Here is a 20746-nt window from a genome sequence, read left to right as displayed (position 1 = left end):
TCTGTGAGCCAAACCCTGCCGGTCGGCATCGCCGCCACTTCCGTCGTCGCCGCGTCGAGCGCGAACCTGGGCCCAGGCTTTGACAGTCTGGGCCTTGCCCTCAGCCTGTACGACGAGATCGTGGTCGAGACAACAGAATCCGGCCTCCAGGTGGAGGTCGAAGGGCAGGGTGCGGGTCAGGTGCCGCTGGATGCGACGCATCTGGTGGTCCGTGCGATCGAAGCCGGCCTGCGGGCCACCGGATACACCGCCCCGGGTCTGATTGTGCGCTGCCGCAACGACATTCCGCATTCGCGCGGACTCGGCTCGTCAGCCGCCGCGGTGGTCGGCGGCCTGGCTGTGGTCAACGGTCTTGTGACACAGGCCGGTTCGGAACCCATGAGCGAAGAGCAGCTCATCCAGCTCGCTAGTGAATTCGAGGGCCATCCGGACAACGCCGCAGCCGCGGTGCTCGGCGGGGCGGTGGTGTCCTGGACGGATGCCCCGAGCGTCGCGGGTGAGCAGCCGCGCTACGCGGCCGCACAGGTCAGGCTCCATCCGGACATCCGGTTGTTCTCCGCGGTGCCGCAGCAGCGGTCGTCGACGGCCGAGACCCGAGTCTTGCTGCCGGAACAGGTCAGCCACGTCGACGCGCGGTTCAACATCAGCCGGGTGGCGTTGCTCATGGTGGCACTCACCGAGCGTCCCGATTTGCTGATGGACGCCACGGAGGACGTGCTGCACCAACCGCAGCGCGCGGCGGCGATGCCCGCCTCGTCGGAATATCTGGGGATACTGCGGCGTTGTGGGGTGGCGGCAGTGCTCTCAGGAGCCGGGCCATCCGTGCTCGGTCTGAGCTTCCAAGCTGGTCTACCTGCGGAGGCGTTGCAATACGGCACTGCCAGCGGGTTCACGGTGCGCGAGATGTCGGTGGGCGACGGAGTCCGGTGGATGTCGGGTGTTGCAGTCCGCAACTGAGATAACACGCCCCACGTGGGGGTTGCTTGCTTCCCGCCTGAAAGCGGGCTATTCTCGCTGTCGTCCAGCAATCGCAGCGGCTCTGCCTGCGCAGACACTAGGACGACCACCCAAACTTCTTGTGTTCTACTCGTGGACTAACGGGTCGCCGTTCGACGGCAAACCCATGCGATCACCGTTGCACAGGCGACGGTGCGAGCTACACGCTCAGCGGTACAGCTGAATGCGTGTCGACCTTTGGGGAACCCTCGCACGACGTAAACAGCGAGGGAAAGAAAGGAAATCCGTGACTGATACGGACCTCTTCACGGCTGATAACAGCAATGACACTGGAGAGCTGTCGAATGCCGTGACGGCAGCGGCTCCAGCGGAAACACCGGCTGCGCCCTCCGCGCCCACGTCCGATGCCCGCGCCGCTAACCCGCGGCCTGCCTCGCTGTCGACGATGGTGCTGCCCGAGTTGCGCGCGCTGGCCAAGGAAATCGGTGTCGAAGGCGCATCGGGTCTGCGCAAGAGCGAGTTGATCGCCGCGATCCGGGCCCACCGGGGCGAGACAAACGGCCGCGGCGCCGCCGCGACCGCACCCGCCGAGGCCAAGTCCGACACCGAGGCTCCGGCCGAGCAGCCGACGCGCCCGCGTCGCGAACGCCGTGGCTCGTCCCGCCAGGCGGGGTCTCCGGCCGCCGACGCCGAGCCCGTCAAGCAGGCCGAAGGCGACAAGCCGGCCGAGGTGGAAGCCAAGCCCGCCGAGCAGGAAAAGCCTGCTCAGCAGGACCGGCCCGCCAAGCAGGAGAAGCAGGACCGGCCGGCCAGGCAGGACCGGCAGGACCGGCAAGACAAGAACGAGAAGCAGGACGCCTCGGACAAGGCGGACACCAAGTCGGCCGACGAGCGCGCTGACCAGCAGGGCGATCAGCAGAACCGGGGCGGCAACGCCGGCGCAAATGCCGGCGACGACGACGGTGACGGTCGTCAGGGCCGGCGCGGTCGGCGCTTCCGGGACCGGCGTCGGCGCGGTGAGCGCGGCGCCGAAGGCGAAAGCGGCGGCGCACGCAACGACACCGAACTGCGCGAAGACGACGTCGTGCAGCCCGTCGCGGGCATCCTCGACGTGCTCGACAACTACGCGTTCGTCCGGACTTCGGGCTACCTGGCCGGTCCGAACGATGTGTACGTGTCGATGAACATGGTCCGCAAGAACGGTCTGCGTCGCGGTGACGCGGTCACCGGTGCGGTCCGCGTGCCCCGCGAGGGCGAGGGTGGCGGCCAGAACCCGCGGCAGAAGTTCAATCCGCTGGTGCGTCTGGACAGCGTCAACGGTGGCCCGGTCGAGAACGCCAAGAACCGGCCCGATTTCACCAAGCTGACCCCGCTGTACCCGAATCAGCGGCTGCGCCTGGAGACCACGCCCGAGCGTCTGACCACGCGCGTCATCGACCTGATCATGCCGATCGGCAAGGGTCAGCGCGCCCTGATCGTGTCGCCGCCCAAGGCCGGTAAGACCACGATCATGCAGGACATCGCCAACGCGATCACCAAGAACAACCCGGAGTGCCACCTCATGGTGGTGCTCGTCGACGAACGGCCCGAAGAGGTCACCGATATGCAGCGTTCGGTGAAGGGTGAGGTCATCGCCTCCACCTTCGACCGGCCGCCGTCAGATCACACCCAGGCCGCTGAGCTGGCCATCGAGCGGGCAAAGCGCCTGGTCGAGCAGGGCAAGGACGTCGTCGTGCTGCTCGACTCGATCACCCGGCTGGGCCGCGCGTACAACAACGCGTCGCCGGCGTCGGGCCGCATCCTCTCCGGTGGTGTGGATTCCACCGCGCTGTACCCGCCCAAGCGGTTCCTCGGCGCGGCGCGCAACATCGAGCACGGCGGCTCGCTGACCATCATCGCCACGGCGATGGTCGAAACGGGCTCCACCGGTGACACCGTGATCTTCGAGGAGTTCAAGGGCACCGGTAACGCCGAGCTCAAGCTGGACCGCAAGATCGCCGAGCGCCGGGTCTTCCCGGCCGTCGACGTCAACCCGTCCGGCACCCGCAAGGACGAGCTGCTGCTCTCGCCGGACGAGTTCGCGATCGTGCACAAGCTGCGCCGCGTGCTGTCGGGCCTCGACAGCCATCAGGCCATCGACCTGCTGATGAGCCAGCTGCGCAAGACCAAGAACAACTACGAGTTCCTGGTCCAGGTGTCCAAGACCGCACCGGGCTCGATGGACGTCGATTAGTCCACAAGCCGTACGCACCCTGCCCCGCACGCCCAGCGTGTCGGGGCAGGGTGCGTTTCAGGGCTTTGGGAAGGGCTACAGCGCCGGGTCGGCCCTGAGGCCGGGCATCACATATCGGCGCACGTGCAGCAGCACGGCGTCGTAGTCACTGGCGTCGAGCTGCTCTCCCGGCATGGTCGCCAGCGAAAGCAATACGCGCGCAACCCATTCCGAAGCCTCGGCGATATCGGCGGCGGGGTGGATCTCGCCGGCGTCGCGGGCGGCGACCAGGTACGGCGACCAGAACGCCGCCAGATCGGGCACGAGGCCCTGCACGCCGGCGCCCGCACACGCGGCGAACTCGTCGGGTTCCTCCATCCGCAGCTTCATCAACAACGCGCCCGGATCGTCGTAGGCGGTGCGGCCATGCCGGACGCCTGCCGCGATCTTCTCGTCGAGGCCGTTGAACTGCGCGAGCATGGCGTGCGCCTCGGACCAGTAGGCCTCGTTGAGCCGCACGATCGCCGCGCCGAGCAGGGTCACCTTGTCGGGAAAGTGGCGGTACAGCCAACCCCGGGACACTCCGGCGGCCTCTGCCACCTCCGACACCGTGGTCGCCCGGATGCCCTTCGCGCGCAGACAGACTTCCGCCGCGTCGATCAGGCGGTCACGCACGGTGCGGGGGGCGGTGGTGCTGGTCAACTGCGGCGGCTCCTGGTCGCGACGATCTGTGGTGGTAATGATTGTGCCAAGTACCTGACGCTACCGGCGGACGCCACAGCCATGGTAGACAGTTTCGAAAAACTGTTCACTAGCCTTGGGGGCGACGAATGGCCGACACGCTGCAGCAGCTGCTGTGCGAACGTGCAGATCAGGACACTGTCGCGATCAAATCCGGCGACCGCACCTGGACCTGGGCCGAACACGTCGCAGAGGCGCGCGCACAGGCCGCGGCCCTGATCGCTGCCGCCGATCCCGCCCGGCCGCTCCATGTCGGTGCACTCATGGGGAACACCCCCGACATGCTCACGGCACTGGCCGCCGCTGCGCTGGGTGGCTATGTGCTGTGCGGCATCAACACCACGCGCCGCGGCGCAGCGCTTGCGCGCGACATCGCCAGGGTCGAGTGCCAGATCGTGCTCGTGGACCCGCAGCACCGCGCACTGCTCGACGGTGTCGACCTGCCCGGCGTCACCGTCATCGACGTATCCGAGACCGCGTGGCCGGCCCGCGAACTGATCCCATATCGCCAGGTCGGGCCCGATGACACGTTCATGATGATCTTCACCTCGGGCACCAGCGGTGAGCCCAAGGCCGTCGAGGTGGCGCACTCCATCGTGCTGTTCTCCGCGGCGGCGCTGGTCCAGCGCTACGGGCTGACCTCGGCGGATACCTGCTACCTGGCCATGCCGTTGTTCCACTCCAACGGGGTGTACGCGGGCTGGGGCGTCGCGTTGGCCTCCGGTGCGGCCATGGCGCCCGCCGCCTTCTCGGCGTCGCGGTTCCTGTCGGACATCCGCCGCTACGGCGCCACGTACATGAACTACGTCGGCAAGCCGCTGGCATACATCCTGGCCACCGCCGAGCAGCCCGACGACCACGACAATCCGCTGAAGGTGGCGTTCGGCAACGAGGCAGCCGACCGCGACATCGACGAGTTCAGCCGCCGATTCGGCTGCAGCGTGTGGGACGGTTTCGGCTCCACCGAGCTGGCGATCATCATCACCCGCTCGGAAGGCTGCCCGGCCGGCAGCGTGGGGAAGGGCTTTCCCGGCGTCGCGATCTACGACCCGCAGACGCTCACCGAATGCGAGGTCGCGCGCTTCGACGCCACCGGTGCCCTGGTCAATGCCGACGCGGCCACCGGTGAGCTGGTCAACACCGACGGCAGCGGGATGTTCCGGGGCTATCACAACGACCAGGGCGCCACCGATGAACGGCTCCGGCACGGCATGTACTGGTCGGGCGATCTGGCCTATCGCGACGCCGACGGCTGGTTATATCTGGCGGGCCGCACCGCGGACTGGATGCGGGTCGACGGTGAGAACATCACCGCGGCCCCCATCGAACGGATCCTGTTGCGGCAGCCGGTGATCAACCGCGTCGCGGTCTACCCCGTACCGGACGAATTCGTCGGGGACCAGGTGATGGCCGCGATCGTGCTGCGCGACGGCCAGCAGCTCACGCCCGAAGCGTTCGGCCAATTCCTCGCCGCGCAACCCGACCTGTCACCCAAATCCTGGCCACGTTTCGTGTGGCTCGCCGACGATCTTCCGACCACTGCCACCAACAAGATCCTCAAACGCGAGTTGGTCGCGCGCGGGGCCGACCCGGCAGGCCGAGTGCTGTGGCAGCGTGACGGGACGGCGTACGCGCGCATCTGATCGGTGGAATAGAGGCTGGCCAGCACGCGTTTAGGCTGCTGGCGGCCGAACTGGCATAATGGACCGTCGACCCTCGGTCCCGGTTCACGTCCACACGGGCGACCCGGGCCAACGACTGAAGAGGAACCATGAAAACGGGCATTCACCCTGAGTACGTCGAGACCACCGTGCATTGCGGTTGTGGCAACACTTTCACGACGCGCAGCACGAAGAACAGCGGACAGATCGTCGTTGAGGTCTGCTCGCAGTGCCACCCCTTCTACACCGGCAAGCAGAAGATCCTCGACAGCGGCGGCCGCGTGGCCCGCTTCGAGAAGCGCTACGGCAAGCGCAAGCCGGCCGGCGAGAAGGCCGCGGCCGACAAGTAGCTTTGTCGACGACGCCCGATCTGTCGCATTCGCGTCAGATCCGGGCGTCGTTCTCGTTTGAGCAGGCATTCAGGAGGAGGTTGACGTGACAGAGAACGCTTCGGCGGTCGAGGTGATCCTCGCCGAGCACGCCGACCTCGAACTCCAACTGGCCGATCCCAACCTGCACGCCGACGCGTCGGCTGCCCGTAAGGTCGGACGCCGGTTCGCGCAGATCTCACCGGTCGTGGCCACATACCGCAAGCTGGAAGCCGCCCGCGGCGACCTGGAGGCCGCGCGCGAACTCGCCGCCGACGACGCCAGCTTCGCCGCCGAGGTCGACGAACTGACGGCGCGCGTCGCCGAACTCGACACCCAGCTGACCGATCTGCTGGCCCCGCGTGATCCGCACGATGCCGACGACATCGTGCTCGAGGTCAAATCGGGGGAGGGTGGCGAGGAGTCGGCACTGTTCGCCGCCGACCTGGCGCGCATGTACATCCGCTACGCCGAACGCCACGGCTGGACCGTGACGATGCTCGGCGAAACCACCTCCGACCTGGGCGGATACAAGGACGCCACGCTGTCCATCCGGAGCAAGGGCGATTCGGCCGACGGTGTGTGGGCCCGGCTGAAGTTCGAAGGCGGCGTGCACCGCGTGCAGCGGGTCCCGGTCACCGAGTCACAGGGCCGCGTGCACACCTCGGCCGCGGGCGTCCTTGTGTACCCGGAGCCCGAAGAGGTCGAGCAGGTCCAGATCGACGAATCGGACCTGCGCATCGACGTCTACCGCTCGTCGGGCAAGGGCGGCCAGGGCGTCAACACCACCGACTCCGCGGTCCGCATCACGCACCTGCCGACCGGCATCGTGGTGACCTGCCAGAACGAGCGCTCCCAGCTGCAGAACAAGGCCCGCGCCATGCAGGTGCTGGCTGCGCGGCTGCAGGCGCTGGCCGAGGAGCAGGCCGACGCCGACGCCTCGGCGGACCGCGCCAGCCAGATCCGCACGGTGGACCGCAGCGAGCGCATCCGCACCTACAACTTTCCCGAGAACCGCATCGCCGATCACCGGATCAACTTCAAGGCGCACAACCTGGACCAGGTGCTCGACGGAGAACTGGACCCGCTGTTCGACGCGCTGGCCGCGGCTGACAAGCAGTCGAGGCTGCAACAGGCATGACCCGGCCCGCCGGGGAAGGCATGACCCGGCCCGCCGGGCACGCCACGACCGACCTGCGCCAGGCCATCCAAACGGCCGCCGACACCCTGGCCGCGGCCGGAATCGACTCGGCGCGCACCGATGCTGAACTGCTGGCCGCCCACGTCGTGGGCACCGACCGCGGCCGCCTGATGCTCGTCGACGATCCCGGCGAAAACTTCCAACAAGCGTTCGACGAGTTGATCGCGGCACGGGCGCAGCGGGTACCGCTGCAGCATCTGGTGGGTACCGCCGCATTCGGTCCACTGACGCTGGCTGTCGGTCCGGGCGTGTTCATACCCCGGCCCGAGACCGAATCGCTACTGGAATGGGCTCTCGCGCAAGCACTTCCGCAAAATCCGGTGATCGTCGACCTGTGCGCCGGGTCCGGCGCACTGGCGCTCGCGCTCGCGGCGCACCGCCCCGATGCGCGGGTGATCGCCATCGACGACTCGGCGGCTGCGCTGCAATACACGCGCCGCAACGCGGCCGGCACGCAGGTCGAAGTGCTGGCCGCCGACGTCACGACGCCGGGGTTGCTGCCGGAACTCGACGGCACGGTCGATCTGCTGGTCGCCAACCCGCCGTACATCCCGGTCGGCGCTGAACTGGATCCCGAGGTGGCCGAACACGATCCGGCGCACGCGTTGTTCGGCGGCGCCGACGGCATGGAGGTGATCGGCCCCATCGTCGGGCTTGCCGCCCGGTGGTTACGCGACGGCGCCAGCTGCGGCGTCGAGCACGACGACACCACCTCGGATCAGACCGTCGCGATGTTCACCGACGACGGCAGCTTCGCGTCCGTCGTGCCGCACCGCGACCTGGCCGGGCGACCCCGCTTTGTCACAGCCATCCGAGTTGCGAGAAGCTGAGTTCATGGAGCCGAGATGACAACCTTCGACTGCAGTGACCCCGATCAGCGCGCGACGGGCATCGCCTCGGCGATCAGCGCGCTCAAGGGCGGTCGGCTCGTGGTGATGCCGACCGATACCGTCTACGGCATCGGCGCGGACGCCTTCGACCGGGACGCGGTCGGCAGTCTGCTCGCGGCGAAGGGGCGTGGCCGCGATATGCCGGTCGGCGTTCTCGTCGGGTCCTGGACCACGATCGACGGCCTGGTCTTCTCGGTGCCCGATGCCGCGCGGGAGTTGATCCGGGCGTTCTGGCCGGGCGCGCTGAGCCTGGTGGTCCGTCAGGCGCCGTCGCTGCAATGGGACCTCGGCGATGCCAACGGCAGCGTGATGCTGCGGATGCCGCTGCACCCCGTGGCCATCGAACTGCTGCGTGAAGTCGGTCCGATGGCGGTGTCGAGCGCCAACATCTCCGGTCGGCCTGCCGCGGTGACCGCGGCCCAGGCGCACGAGCAACTCGGCGAGCTGGTCGAGGTCTATCTGGATGGGGGCCCGGCCGAACGGCAGGCCGCATCCACCATCGTCGATCTGACCGGTGACCAACCGCGCATCCTGCGCGAGGGCCCGATCAGTGCCGACGACATCGCCAGGGTTCTCGGCGTGGAAGCCGCGGCGCTGGCCCCGACACTCACGGAGTGATCTCAGCTTGCTGACGTACGGTGCACCGGTGACCACGGCTGGCCGCGAGATTTCTGCCGGTCTGCTCGCGTTGTCCGATCAAGGGGCCGGCGTGCCGCTGCGTGAGCTGGCGCTGGTCGGCCTGACTGCCGCGATCATCACCTACTTCGCCACCGGCTGGGTCCGGGTCCTGGCCATCCGGTTTGGCGCCGTCGCCTATCCGCGTGAACGCGACGTGCACGTGCAGCCGACGCCCCGGATGGGCGGGCTGGCCATGTATGTCGGGGTCGCCTTCGCTGTGTTGTTGGCGTCCCAGCTCCCGGCGTTGACCCGCGGATTCGTCTACTCGACGGGTATGCCCGCCGTCGTGGTGGCCGGCGGCCTGATCATGGCGATCGGGCTCATCGACGACCGGTGGGGTCTGGACGCGCTGACCAAATTCGCCGGCCAGATCACCGCCGCCAGCGTGCTGGTCACGATGGGTGTGGCCTGGAGCGTGCTCTACATCCCGATCGGGGGAGTGGGCACCATCGTGCTCGACCAGGTGTCATCGATCCTGCTCACGCTGGCGTTGACCGTCTCGATCGTCAACGCGATGAACTTCGTCGACGGCCTCGACGGTCTGGCAGCCGGACTCGGGTTGATCACCGCGCTCGCCATCTGCGTCTTCTCGGTCGGACTGCTGCGGGACCACGGCGGCGACGTGCTGTTCTACCCGCCCGCGGTGATCTCGGTGGTGTTGGCGGGCGCCTGTCTGGGTTTTCTGCCGCACAACTTTCACCGCGCCAAGATCTTCATGGGCGACTCGGGGTCCATGTTGATCGGGCTCATGCTCGGCGCCGCCTCGACCACCGCGGCGGGCCCGATCTCCCAGAATGCCTACGGCGCCCGCGACGTGTTCGCTCTGATGTCGCCGTTCCTGTTGGTCATCGCCGTGATGTCTGTGCCAGCCCTGGACATGTTGCTGGCCATCGTGCGCCGCACCCGCGCCGGACGCAGCCCGTTCAGCCCCGACAAGATGCATCTGCATCACCGGTTATTGCAGATCGGGCACTCGCACCGGCGCGTGGTGCTACTCATCTACCTATGGGTGGGCATCGTCGCCTTCGGGGCGGCCAGCACGATTTTCGTCGACCCGCGCTACACCGGCGCGGTGATGGCGGCGGCCATTCTGGTCGCGATCGTGGTCACCCTGATACCGCTCCTGCGCCGCAGTCCCGATGGGCGGGAACCGCAGCTCGACGATCATTACGACGAATAGTAGTAGGCCTTCTACCATGTGGTACGGTGCTGGCAGAACCCGAAAAACCTCACGGGTTGCCGGCCCGGCCCATCGGTCCCCAAAAGCCGATCGGCGCCGAATAACGACCGACAAAGGGAGCTACCCCTTGGGTGATTCCAGCGCGCCCGTCGCCCTTCGATACGCTCGTCGGGCACATTCAGGACTTTGCCAGGTAAAAGCTGTACAGGGATTGGGGTGAAGCAGTGACGACACCAGCGCAAGATGCGCCGTTGGTGTTCCCGTCGGTGGCATTTCGGCCACTGCGGCTCCTGATCGTCTGCGTGGCACTGACCGGCGTTGCCGTCGCGGCCGCTGCGTTCACCGGACACGTTTTCTTCGGCCTGTTCTTCGGCGTCGGCCTCGGCCTCGGCCTGATCAATGCGTTGCTGGTGCGGCACGCGGTGGAGTCGATCACCGCGGAGGAGCACCCCCTCAAGAAGAAGATGGCGGTCAACTCCGCCACGCGGCTGCTGATCATCACCGCGATCGCGCTCGCGATCGCCTTCTTCTTCAAGAACTCGGGCGGCATCGCGGTGCTGTTCGGGTTGGCGATCTTCCAGGCACTGCTGGTGATGTCCACCAGCTTCCCGGTGCTCAAGAAGATCCGCACCGACGGCCTGGACGCCGTCGATACCTCTGGCACGGATTCGAAGGGTTGAGCTGACATCAGATGACCGAGACTGTTTCTGCCGCAGCGATCCACGTCGGCCACCACGAAGAAGTGCACTGGCTGGGGATGACGTTCAACATTGACACGATCACCGCAACCGCGGTCGCCGCCGTCATCGTCATCGCGCTGGCGTTCTTCCTGAAGGCCAAGGTCACCTCCACCGGGGTTCCCGGCGGTGTGCAGCTGTTCTTCGAAGCCATCACCATCCAGATGCGTCAGCAGATCGAGAGCGCGATCGGCATGAAGATCGCTCCGTTCGTGCTGCCGCTCGCGGTCACCATCTTCGTGTTCATCCTCGTGTCCAACTGGCTGTCGGTGCTGCCCGTGCAGTTCGGCGGGCCCGACGGCGCGGCATCCGAACTGCTGGCCCCGCCTGCCTCGGACATCAACTACGTGCTGGCGCTGGCCTTGTTCGTCTTCCTCTGCTACCACGCGGCGGGCATCTGGCGGCGCGGTCCGTTCGGGCACCTGAAGAAACTGGTCAAGGGCCACGTCGCGGTGCTGGCGCCGATCAACATCGTCGAAGAGATCGCCAAGCCCGTCTCGCTGTCCCTCCGACTTTTCGGCAACATGTTCGCCGGCGGCATCCTGGTCGCGCTGATCGCCATGTTCCCCTGGTACATCCAGTGGGCGCCGAACGCCATCTGGAAGACCTTCGACCTGTTCGTCGGTCTGATCCAGGCCTTCATCTTCGCCCTGCTGACCATTCTGTACTTCAGCCAGTCCATGGAACTGGACCACGACGAGCACTGACCTGCCAGTACCACAACAGACCCTGGTGGCATCGCTGCCAGTTACCAAGGAGGAATAAGGAATGACCGACCCCACCATCGTTGCCGGTGCCCTCATCGGCGGCGGTCTGATCATGGCCGGTGGCGCTATCGGTGCCGGTATCGGTGACGGTATCGCCGGTAACGCGCTGATCTCCGGTATCGCGCGCCAGCCGGAGGCACAGGGCCGCCTGTTCACCCCGTTCTTCATCACCGTCGGTCTGGTCGAGGCCGCGTACTTCATCAACCTGGCATTCATGGCTCTGTTCGTGTTTGCGACCCCGGGCGCTTCGTAATCCAGCGTGATGGAACAACTGAGCGCAACGATCCTGGCGTCCAGCCAGGCGGCTGAAGAAGGCGGCGGGGGTCAGAGCAACTTCCTGATCCCCAACGGCACCTTCTTCGTCGTGCTGCTCATCTTCTTGATCGTGCTTGGCGTGATCGGGAAATGGGTGGTGCCGCCGGTCAGTAAGGTCCTGGCGGAGCGGGAAGCGATGCTGGCCAAGACTGCCGCGGACAACCGCAAGTCGGCCGAGCAGGTTGCGGCCGCACAGGCCGACTACGACGCGGCGATGGCGGGGGCTCGCACCGAGGCTTCGGCCATTCGGGACGAAGCTCGCGCAACCGGCCGCTCGGTTGTCGACCAGAAGCGTGCCGAAGCCAGCGGTGAGGTAGCCGAAACCGTTCGCGACGCAGACCAGCAACTGTCCGCGCAGGGTGCCGCCGCGCGGTCCGACCTCGAGTCGTCGGTAGACGGCCTGTCGGCCACGCTGGCCAGTCGCATCCTCGGCGTCGACGTGAAATCAGGTGGGACGCAGTAGATGGAAATCTTCATCGGACAGCTGATCGGCTTCGCGGTCATCGCTTACATCATCTGGCGGTTCGTGGTACCGCCGGTGAAGGCGCTGATGGCCAAGCAGCAGGAAGCAGTACGCGCCGCTCTCGCGGAGAGCGCGGAGGCGGCGAAAAAGCTCGCCGACGCCGACGCCATGCATGCCAAGGCCCTCGCGGATGCCAAGGCCGAGTCGGGGAAGGTCACCGACGAGGCCCGCAACGACTCTCAGCGGATTACCGCGCAGCTCGTCGAGCAGGCAGGCGCGGAAGCCGAGCGCATCAAAGCTCAAGGCGCACAACAGGTTCAGCTGATGCGCCAGCAGCTCATCCGCGGGCTGCGCAACGGCCTCGGCGAAGAGTCCGTGGCCAAGGCCGATGCACTGGTGCGGGCCCACGTCGCTGACCCGGCCGCGCAGTCTGCCACGGTGGATCGCTTCCTGGACCAGCTGGACCAGATGGCTCCGTCGAGCGCGGTGATCGATACCGCGGCGACCTCCACACTGCGGGCCGCCAGCCGCGAGTCGTTGGCCACCCTGGTCGACAAGTTCGATGCGGTCGCCGGGGGTCTCGACGCCGCCGGGCTGACCACGTTGGCCGACGAGCTGGCCGCCGTGGCCAAGCTGCTGCTGTCGGAGTCGGTGCTCAACCGGCATCTCGCCGAACCCACCGACGATCCCGCCTCGAAGGTGCGTCTGGTCGACACGCTGCTGTCGGGCAAGGTGGGCGCGACGGCGCTGGACCTGGTGCGGACCGCTGTGTCGCAGCGCTGGTCGACGGACGGCAACCTGGTCGACGCCATCGAGCACACCGCCCGCCTGGCACTGCTCAAGCGTGCCGAGATCGGCGGTGAGGTCGACGAGGTCGAGGACCAGCTGTTCCGGTTCGGCCGCGTCCTGGATGCCCAGCCGCGTCTGTCCACTCTCCTGAGTGACTACACCACACCGGCTGACGGCCGAATCGCCTTGCTCGACAAGGTGCTCACGGGCAATGCCGGCGTCAACAGCACGGCAGCGGCGCTGCTGGCTCAGACGGTGGGCCTGCTCCGTGGCGAGCGCGCCGACGAAGCCGTCATCGACCTCGCGGAGCTTGCAGTCGCCCGGCGCGGTGAGGTGGTCGCGCACGTCACGGCCGCCGCTGAACTCAGTGACACGCAGCGCAACCGCCTGACCGCCGTGCTCACTCGGATCTACGGGCACCCGGTCTCCGTCCAGCTGCATGTCGATCCGGATCTCCTCGGTGGGCTCTCCATCACCGTCGGCGACGAGGTCATCGACGGCACCATCTCGTCACGACTGGCTGCGGCCGCAACCGGCCTGCCGGACTGACGAGCGCTTGCGCGAGGAAGCGACAGGCCTCGCCCCGAACGACACGAACGACCCCAGGAACTAGGTAGGAAGACGAAAAACCATGGCAGAGTTGACAATCTCGGCTGCTGATATCGAAGGTGCCATCGAGGACTACGTATCCTCGTTTTCCGCCGACACCGAGCGTGAAGAGATCGGCACCGTCATCGATGCCGGCGACGGCATCGCCCACGTCGAGGGCCTGCCCTCGGTGATGACCCAGGAACTCCTCGAGTTCCCCGGCGGCGTCCTCGGCGTCGCGCTCAACCTCGACGAGCACAGCGTTGGTGCCGTCATCCTGGGTGAGTTCGAAAAGATCGAAGAAGGCCAGCAGGTCAAGCGCACCGGGGAGGTGCTGTCGGTTCCGGTCGGCGACGCCTTCCTGGGCCGCGTCATCAACCCGCTGGGCCAGCCCATCGACGGCCAGGGCGACATCGCCGCCGAGACCCGCCGCGCCCTCGAGCTGCAGGCCCCCTCGGTGGTTCAGCGTCAGGGCGTCGGCGAGCCGCTGCAGACCGGTATCAAGGCCATCGACGCCATGACGCCGATCGGCCGTGGCCAGCGCCAGCTGATCATCGGCGACCGCAAGACCGGTAAGACCGCGGTCTGCGTCGACACCATCCTGAACCAGCGCGAAGCCTGGGAGACCGGCGATCCCAAGCAGCAGGTGCGCTGCGTGTACGTCGCGATCGGCCAGAAGGGCACCACCATCGCCAGCGTGAAGCGCGCGCTGGAAGAGGGCGGCGCGATGGAGTACACCACCATCGTCGCGGCCCCGGCCTCGGATTCGGCCGGCTTCAAATGGCTTGCCCCCTACACCGGTTCGGCCATCGGCCAGCACTGGATGTACGACGGCAAGCACGTGCTGATCGTCTTCGACGACCTCTCCAAGCAGGCCGACGCCTACCGTGCCATCTCCCTGCTGCTGCGCCGCCCGCCGGGCCGCGAGGCCTTCCCGGGCGACGTCTTCTACCTGCACTCGCGGCTGCTGGAGCGTTGCGCCAAGCTCTCCGATGAACTCGGTGGCGGCTCGATGACGGGGCTGCCGATCATCGAGACCAAGGCCAATGACATCTCGGCGTTCATCCCGACCAACGTCATCTCCATCACCGACGGCCAGTGCTTCCTGGAGTCCGACCTGTTCAACCAGGGCGTGCGACCGGCCGTCAACGTCGGTGTCTCGGTGTCCCGCGTCGGTGGCGCCGCGCAGATCAAGGCCATGAAAGAGGTCGCAGGCTCGCTGCGTCTGGATCTGTCGCAGTACCGCGAGCTGGAGGCCTTCGCGGCCTTCGCCTCTGACCTGGACGCGGCATCCAAGGCTCAGCTGGACCGCGGTGTCCGCCTGGTCGAGCTGCTCAAGCAGGCGCAGTACAGCCCGATGGCGGTCGAGGATCAGGTCGTCGCGATCTTCCTGGGTACCCAGGGTCACCTGGATTCGGTTCCGGCCGAAGATGTTTCACGCTTCGAGACCGAGTTCCTGGAGCACGTGAAGGCCAGCCACTCCGACATCCTCACCGGCATCAAGGAGTCCAAGAAGCTCTCCGAGGAAGCCGAGGAGAAGCTCGTTTCGGTCATCAACGACTTCAAGAAGGGCTTCGCCGCGTCCGACGGCAGCTCGGTGGTCGTCTCCGAAGCCGATGCCGACGCGCTTGATCCCGAGGACCTGGAGAAGGAATCCGTCAAGGTCCGCAAGCCGGCTCCGAAGAAGAACTAGGTAATCAATGGCAGCCACACTTCGCGAGCTACGCGGGCGTATCCGCTCCGCCTCGTCGATCAAGAAGATCACGAAGGCCCAGGAGCTGATCGCCACGTCGCGGATCGCCAAGGCGCAGGCCCGGGTCGACGCGGCCCGGCCCTACGCCACGGAGATCACCAACATGCTCACCGAACTCGCCGGTGCCAGCGCACTTGATCATCCGCTGCTCGTGGAGCGGCCCGATCGCAAGCGGGCCGGCGTGCTGGTGGTGTCCTCGGACCGTGGCCTCTGCGGCGGATACAACGCCAACGTGCTGCGGCGTGCCGAAGAGCTGTTCTCGCTCCTGCGGGACGAGGGCAAGAACCCGGTGCTCTACGTGGTCGGTCGGAAAGCCTTGGGCTACTACAGCTTCCGGCAACGTAACGTGACCGAGTCGTGGACCGGCTTCTCCGAGCGGCCGACCTACGAGGACGCCAAGGAGATCGCCGACACCCTGGTGGCGGCGTTCATGGCCGGAGCCGACGACGAGGGTGACGAGCCGGGCGCCGACGGCATCCTGGGTGTCGACGAACTGCACATCGTGTCCACCGAGTTCCGCTCGATGCTGTCGCAGACTGCGGTGGCACTGCGGATCGCACCGATGGTGGTCGAGTACGTGGGCGAGCCGGAAACCGGTCCGCACACGCTGTACTCGTTCGAGCCGAACGCCGAGGACCTGTTCGACGCGCTGCTGCCGCGCTACATCGCCACCCGCGTGTATGCGGCGCTGCTGGAGGCCGCGGCCTCGGAGTCGGCGTCGCGCCGGCGCGCCATGAAGTCGGCCACCGACAACGCCGACGATCTGATCAAGGCACTCACGCTGGCGGCCAACCGCGAGCGGCAGGCTCAGATCACCCAGGAAATCAGCGAGATCGTCGGCGGCGCCAACGCGCTGGCTGACGCCAGCAAGTAGAGCCCCCGTCGAGAGCTAGAGAAGCGAAGAGAAGAAATGACTGCAGCCGTAGACACCAAGACCGCTGGTCGCGTTGTCCGTATCACCGGCCCGGTGGTGGACGTCGAGTTTCCACGCGGAGCCGTTCCTGACCTGTTCAATGCGCTGCACGCCGACATCAGCTTCGGCGCGCTGGCCAAGACCCTGACGCTCGAGGTTGCCCAGCACCTCGGCGACAGCCTCGTGCGCTGCATCTCCATGCAGCCCACCGACGGCCTGGTGCGCGGCACCGAGGTCTCGGACACCGGGGCCTCCATCTCGGTGCCCGTCGGTGACGGCGTCAAGGGCCACGTGTTCAACGCCCTCGGCGACTGCCTCGACGATCCCGGCTACGGCAAGGACTTCGAGCACTGGTCCATCCACCGCAAGCCGCCGGCCTTCGCCGACCTGGAGCCCCGCACCGAGATGCTGGAGACCGGTCTGAAGGTCGTCGACCTGCTGACCCCGTACGTGCGCGGTGGCAAGATCGCTCTGTTCGGTGGCGCCGGTGTGGGCAAGACGGTTCTGATCCAGGAGATGATCAACCGCATCGCCCGCAACTTCGGTGGTACCTCGGTGTTCGCCGGCGTCGGTGAGCGCACCCGTGAGGGCAACGACCTGTGGGTCGAGCTCGCGGACGCGAACGTCCTGAAGGACACCGCGCTGGTGTTCGGCCAGATGGACGAGCCGCCAGGCACCCGTATGCGCGTCGCCCTGTCGGCCCTGACCATGGCCGAGTTCTTCCGCGACGAGCAGGGCCAGGACGTGCTGCTGTTCATCGACAACATCTTCCGGTTCACCCAGGCCGGTTCCGAGGTCTCGACCCTGCTGGGTCGTATGCCCTCGGCCGTGGGTTACCAGCCGACGCTGGCCGACGAGATGGGTGAGCTGCAGGAGCGCATCACCTCGACCCGTGGTCGCTCCATCACCTCCATGCAGGCTGTGTACGTGCCCGCCGACGACTACACCGACCCGGCGCCGGCCACCACGTTCGCCCACCTGGACGCCACCACCGAGCTTTCTCGTGCGGTGTTCTCCAAGGGCATCTTCCCGGCGGTGGACCCGCTGTCCTCGTCCTCGACGATCCTGCACCCCAGCGTCGTCGGCGACGAGCACTACCGCGTCGCCCAGGAAGTCATCCGGATCCTGCAGCGCTACAAGGACCTTCAGGACATCATCGCCATCCTCGGTATCGACGAGCTGTCGGAAGAGGACAAGGTGCTGGTGTACCGCGCCCGTAAGATCGAGCGCTTCCTGAGCCAGAACATGATGGCCGCCGAGCAGTTCACCGGTCAGCCGGGCTCGACCGTGCCGCTCAAGGAGACCATCGAGGCCTTCGACAAGCTGGCCAAGGGCGAGTTCGACCACCTGCCCGAGCAGGCGTTCTTCCTCATCGGTGGTCTTGACGACCTGGCAAAGAAGGCCGAGAGCCTCGGCGCCAAGCTGTGATGAGCGCTCTAGACCGAAGGCTGCGCACGCGACGAGCACAGGGAAAGGTGGTGTGACGTGGCAGAACTGCACGTCGAGATCGTCGCCGTGGAGCGCGAGCTGTGGTCGGGTGACGCGACGTTCGTGTTCACCCGTACCACCGCGGGCGAGATCGGCATCCTGCCGCGGCACATCCCGCTTGTCGCCCAACTCGTCGACGACGCCATGGTGCGTGTCGAGCGCGAGGGCGAGGACGACCTGCGGATCGCCGTCGACGGTGGTTTTCTGTCGGTGACAGAGGAGGCCGTCCGGATCCTGGTCGAGAACGCTCAGCTGGAATCCGAGATCGATGCCGATGCGGCGAAGCGGGATTCCGAATCCGACGATGAGGCAACTGCGGCATGGGGCCGGGCGCGGCTGCGCGCTCTAGGCCAGATCGACTGATATGCCGATGAGCGCGTCCATGATCGGCATGGTCGCGCTGGTCTGTGTGCTGCTACTGGCAGTAACTGCGCTGTCCTACCGACTCTGGAAATTACGCCAGGTCGGTGGGACAGCTGCGATTTTGCGGGATTATCCCGCTGTCGGCGGTCACGGCTGGCGGCACGGAGTCATGCGCTACCGCGGCGGTGAAGCCGGCTTCTACCGGCTGTCGAGTATGCGGTGGTGGCCGGATCGCCGGTTGAGCCGACGGGGTCTTGAGGTGGTGTCGCGACGCACCCCGCGCGGCGACGAGTTCGACATCATGACGTCCGAGATCGTCGTGCTCGAACTGCGTGACACCAGTCCCGAACGCCGCCAGGGCTACGAGATCGCTCTCGATCGGGGAGCCCTGACCGCATTCACGTCGTGGCTTGAGTCGCGGCCGTCGCCCCGCGCGCGCCGCCGCAGCTACTGACCCTGGCCCGGTTTCCAGAGCACATCGCCGTCTGGGTTGGCGACGCGGGACAGGATGAACAAGAGGTCAGATAGTCGGTTGAGGTACTTCGCCGGCAGGATGCTCACCCCGTCACCGTGCTCCGCGACTGCGGTCCAAGCCGATCGCTCTGCTCGCCGGGCCACGGTTCGCGCCACGTGCAGCAACGCGGAGAGCGGAGACCCGCCTGGCAGGATGAACGAATTCAGTGCGGGCAGTGGCTCGTTGAACTCATCGCACCAGTGTTCCAGCCGGTCGATGTAGTCCTGCGTGATCCGCAGCGGCGGATACTTCGGGTTTTCCACCACCGGAGTGGACAGGTCGGCGCCGGCGTCGAACAGATCGTTCTGGATCTGCCTCAGGACAGCCAGCAGCTCCTCGGCGGGGTCACCCATGGCGATCGCAACGCCGATGGCGGCGTTGGCTTCGTCACAGTCTGCGTACGCAATCAGCCTCGCGTCGTTCTTCGCGACCCGACTGAAATCGCTCAGCCCGGTGGTGCCGTCGTCACCGGTGCGGGTGTAGATGCGGGTGAGATGAACAGCCATGTGGGAACCGTACCGGGCCCAACATGCACGTCGGCATTCTGAGAGAGCTTTCTGAATCTGACTCGGTCGCCGCTTAAACTAACCCGCGTGAGCGAGCGATTCGTGGTGACCGGCGGAAACCGGTTGTCGGGCGAAGTTGCTGTCAGCGGAGCGAAGAACAGCGTGCTGAAGTTGATGGCAGCCGCGCTGCTGGCGGAGGGCACCAGCACCATCACCAACTGCCCGGACATTCTGGATGTGCCGTTGATGGCGGAGGTGCTGCGTGGGCTGGGGGCCACCGTCGAGTTGAACGGTGGGACTGTTCGGATCACGTCTCCCGACGAACTCAAGTACGACGCAGACTTCGCCGCGGTAAGACAGTTCCGGGCTTCGGTCTGTGTCCTCGGCCCGTTGGTCGGTCGATGCAAGAAAGCCCGGGTCGCGTTGCCCGGCGGTGACGCCATCGGTTCCCGGCCTCTGGACATGCATCAGTCGGGACTGCGGCAGCTCGGTGCCCGATGCAGCATCGAACACGGCTGTGTGGTGGCCGACGCAGATCATCTGCGTGGCGCCGAAATCCAGTTGGAGTTCCCCTCGGTGGGGGCGACCGAGAACATCCTGATGGCGGCGGTTCTGGCCGAGGGCGTCACCACGATCCACAACGTGGCGCGGGAACCGGACATCGTCGACATCTGCGCGATGCTCAACCAGATGGGTGCACAGGTCAGCGGGGCGGGCACGTCGACCCTGACCATCACCGGCGTCGATCGGCTGTACCCGACGGAACATCGGGTGATCGGGGACCGCATCGTCGCCGCCACCTGGGGGATTGCGGCAGCGATGACGCGCGGCGACATATCCGTGACGGGTGTCGACCCGCAGCACCTACAGCTGGTGCTGCACAAATTGCACGACGCAGGAGCGACTGTCACCCAGAACGACGATGGTTTCCGGGTGGTCCAGTACGAGCGGCCCAAAGCCGTCAACGTCGCGACGCTTCCGTTCCCCGGGTTCCCGACGGATCTGCAACCGATGGCCATCGGGCTGGCCTCGATCGCCGACGGCACCTCGATGATCACCGAGAACGTGTTCGAGGCGAGGTTCCGTTTCGTCGAGGAGATGATCCGGTTGGGGGCAGATGCGCGGACCGACGGACACCACGCGGTGATCCGTGGAATCCCGCAGCTGTCGAGCGCCCCCGTGTGGTCGTCGGACATCCGCGCCGGCGCCGGCCTGGTCCTCGCGGGCCTGGTCGCAGACGGAGATACCGAGGTCCACGACGTTTTTCACATCGACCGGGGCTACCCGTTGTTCGTGGAGAACCTGATCAGCCTGGGGGCTGAGATCGAGCGGGTAAGCTAGTCGAGTCGGCCGCAGTTGGGCCGAAAGGCCTCTGACCAGGGCATTTGACTCCCGGAGGCGGATAGTTCTAATCTAGTCGAGTTGCCCCGGCAGCGGGGAGACAAAGCCGCTTGACTCTCTGACGAAGATGGTTTAAGCTGGCAGGGTTGCCCTAAAGGGGCCAACTCAGAACAATCTGGTCTGTTGTTTGAGAACTCAATAGTGTGTTTGGTGGTTTTTGTTTGTTGTTTTTTGGTTGCATTCTTTTTCCCGTTTAGGGTGTGACCTGTTGTTTTTTTTGATGCCAGTTTTGGTGTCGTTTTGTTAGGTCGGATTTTTCTG

The 20746-nt window shown here is 66.4% G+C and carries 21 protein-coding genes; 19 read left to right on the top strand and 2 right to left on the bottom strand.

Annotation, left to right across the window (positions count from 1 at the left end; all coding sequences use genetic code 11):
• The first annotated feature begins 3 nt into the window (after positions 1-3).
• The gene (gene thrB, locus A5784_RS21805) at positions 4-957 is read left to right on the top strand and encodes a homoserine kinase (protein ID WP_064946983.1); all 954 of its coding nucleotides are present in this window, start codon (positions 4-6) and stop codon (positions 955-957) included.
• A 286-nt stretch (positions 958-1243) separates the two neighbouring features.
• Positions 1244-3190 (top strand): transcription termination factor Rho, encoded by a 1947-nt coding sequence (rho, locus tag A5784_RS21800; protein ID WP_064946982.1) that lies wholly within the window; start codon positions 1244-1246, stop codon positions 3188-3190.
• Between the two features lie 75 nt (positions 3191-3265).
• Here rho and A5784_RS21795 read toward each other — a convergent pair whose 3' ends face one another.
• Positions 3266-3871: a TetR/AcrR family transcriptional regulator gene (locus tag A5784_RS21795; RefSeq protein ID WP_064946981.1), complete on the bottom strand. Its 606-nt coding sequence runs from the start codon at positions 3869-3871 to the stop codon at positions 3266-3268.
• A 128-nt stretch (positions 3872-3999) separates the two neighbouring features.
• Here A5784_RS21795 and fadD1 point away from each other — a divergent pair, with 128 nt between their 5' ends.
• From fadD1 to A5784_RS21715, 16 genes are all read left to right on the top strand, one after another.
• The gene (fadD1, locus tag A5784_RS21790; protein WP_064946980.1) at positions 4000-5553 is read left to right on the top strand and encodes a fatty-acid--CoA ligase FadD1; all 1554 of its coding nucleotides are present in this window, start codon (positions 4000-4002) and stop codon (positions 5551-5553) included.
• Positions 5554-5681: 128 nt separating this feature from the next.
• A complete protein-coding gene (gene rpmE, locus A5784_RS21785) occupies positions 5682-5921 on the top strand; it encodes a 50S ribosomal protein L31 (protein WP_029374091.1) in 240 nt (79 codons plus the stop codon).
• A gap of 85 nt (positions 5922-6006) precedes the next feature.
• Positions 6007-7080 (top strand): peptide chain release factor 1, encoded by a 1074-nt coding sequence (gene prfA / locus A5784_RS21780; RefSeq protein ID WP_064946979.1) that lies wholly within the window; start codon positions 6007-6009, stop codon positions 7078-7080.
• Positions 7081-7100: 20 nt separating this feature from the next.
• Positions 7101-7970 carry a peptide chain release factor N(5)-glutamine methyltransferase gene (gene prmC, locus A5784_RS21775; RefSeq protein ID WP_064946989.1) on the top strand — a complete coding sequence of 290 codons (870 nt, stop codon included), beginning with the start codon at positions 7101-7103 and terminating at the stop codon, positions 7968-7970.
• Between the two features lie 15 nt (positions 7971-7985).
• Positions 7986-8648, top strand: coding sequence for an L-threonylcarbamoyladenylate synthase (locus A5784_RS21770; RefSeq protein ID WP_064946978.1), 663 nt, complete (start codon positions 7986-7988; stop codon positions 8646-8648).
• 7 nt (positions 8649-8655) lie between these two features.
• Positions 8656-9888, top strand: a complete 1233-nt coding sequence (locus tag A5784_RS21765; protein WP_064946977.1) for a glycosyltransferase family 4 protein — start codon at positions 8656-8658, stop codon at positions 9886-9888.
• A 224-nt stretch (positions 9889-10112) separates the two neighbouring features.
• Positions 10113-10568 (top strand): ATP synthase subunit I, encoded by a 456-nt coding sequence (locus A5784_RS21760; RefSeq protein ID WP_029374096.1) that lies wholly within the window; start codon positions 10113-10115, stop codon positions 10566-10568.
• Positions 10569-10579: 11 nt separating this feature from the next.
• Complete coding sequence (gene atpB, locus A5784_RS21755) at positions 10580-11332, top strand: F0F1 ATP synthase subunit A (RefSeq protein WP_064946976.1); 753 nt, start codon at positions 10580-10582, stop codon at positions 11330-11332.
• A gap of 61 nt (positions 11333-11393) precedes the next feature.
• Complete coding sequence (locus tag A5784_RS21750) at positions 11394-11645, top strand: F0F1 ATP synthase subunit C (protein ID WP_018599073.1); 252 nt, start codon at positions 11394-11396, stop codon at positions 11643-11645.
• A 9-nt stretch (positions 11646-11654) separates the two neighbouring features.
• Positions 11655-12170, top strand: a complete 516-nt coding sequence (locus tag A5784_RS21745) for a F0F1 ATP synthase subunit B (RefSeq protein ID WP_064946975.1) — start codon at positions 11655-11657, stop codon at positions 12168-12170.
• A complete protein-coding gene (locus tag A5784_RS21740) occupies positions 12171-13508 on the top strand; it encodes a F0F1 ATP synthase subunit B/delta (protein ID WP_064946974.1) in 1338 nt (445 codons plus the stop codon).
• 82 nt (positions 13509-13590) lie between these two features.
• Complete coding sequence (gene atpA / locus A5784_RS21735; protein ID WP_064946973.1) at positions 13591-15240, top strand: F0F1 ATP synthase subunit alpha; 1650 nt, start codon at positions 13591-13593, stop codon at positions 15238-15240.
• A 7-nt stretch (positions 15241-15247) separates the two neighbouring features.
• Positions 15248-16174 carry a F0F1 ATP synthase subunit gamma gene (locus A5784_RS21730; RefSeq protein ID WP_064946972.1) on the top strand — a complete coding sequence of 309 codons (927 nt, stop codon included), beginning with the start codon at positions 15248-15250 and terminating at the stop codon, positions 16172-16174.
• A gap of 36 nt (positions 16175-16210) precedes the next feature.
• A complete protein-coding gene (gene atpD / locus A5784_RS21725; protein ID WP_064946971.1) occupies positions 16211-17641 on the top strand; it encodes a F0F1 ATP synthase subunit beta in 1431 nt (476 codons plus the stop codon).
• Between the two features lie 57 nt (positions 17642-17698).
• On the top strand, positions 17699-18064 hold the full coding sequence (locus tag A5784_RS21720; RefSeq protein ID WP_029374103.1) for a F0F1 ATP synthase subunit epsilon: 366 nt from the start codon (positions 17699-17701) through the stop codon (positions 18062-18064).
• A 7-nt stretch (positions 18065-18071) separates the two neighbouring features.
• Positions 18072-18518, top strand: a complete 447-nt coding sequence (locus tag A5784_RS21715) for a DUF2550 domain-containing protein (RefSeq protein WP_064946988.1) — start codon at positions 18072-18074, stop codon at positions 18516-18518.
• On the opposite strand, the gene A5784_RS21710 is transcribed toward A5784_RS21715, so the two are convergent.
• Positions 18512-19084 carry a cob(I)yrinic acid a,c-diamide adenosyltransferase gene (locus A5784_RS21710; RefSeq protein WP_064946970.1) on the bottom strand — a complete coding sequence of 191 codons (573 nt, stop codon included), beginning with the start codon at positions 19082-19084 and terminating at the stop codon, positions 18512-18514. The genes A5784_RS21715 and A5784_RS21710 overlap by 7 nt on opposite strands.
• Positions 19085-19171: 87 nt before the next feature.
• On the opposite strand from A5784_RS21710, the gene murA reads away from it, so the two are divergent.
• Positions 19172-20425, top strand: coding sequence for a UDP-N-acetylglucosamine 1-carboxyvinyltransferase (gene murA, locus A5784_RS21705; RefSeq protein WP_064946969.1), 1254 nt, complete (start codon positions 19172-19174; stop codon positions 20423-20425).
• Positions 20426-20746 lie beyond the last annotated feature (321 nt).

The sequence above is a fragment of the Mycobacterium sp. 852013-50091_SCH5140682 genome, assembly GCF_001665685.1.
Classification (GTDB): Bacteria; Actinomycetota; Actinomycetes; order Mycobacteriales; family Mycobacteriaceae; genus Mycobacterium.
Note: the sequence above shows the minus strand (reverse complement) of the source record. Positions and strands in the feature narration are given on the sequence as shown.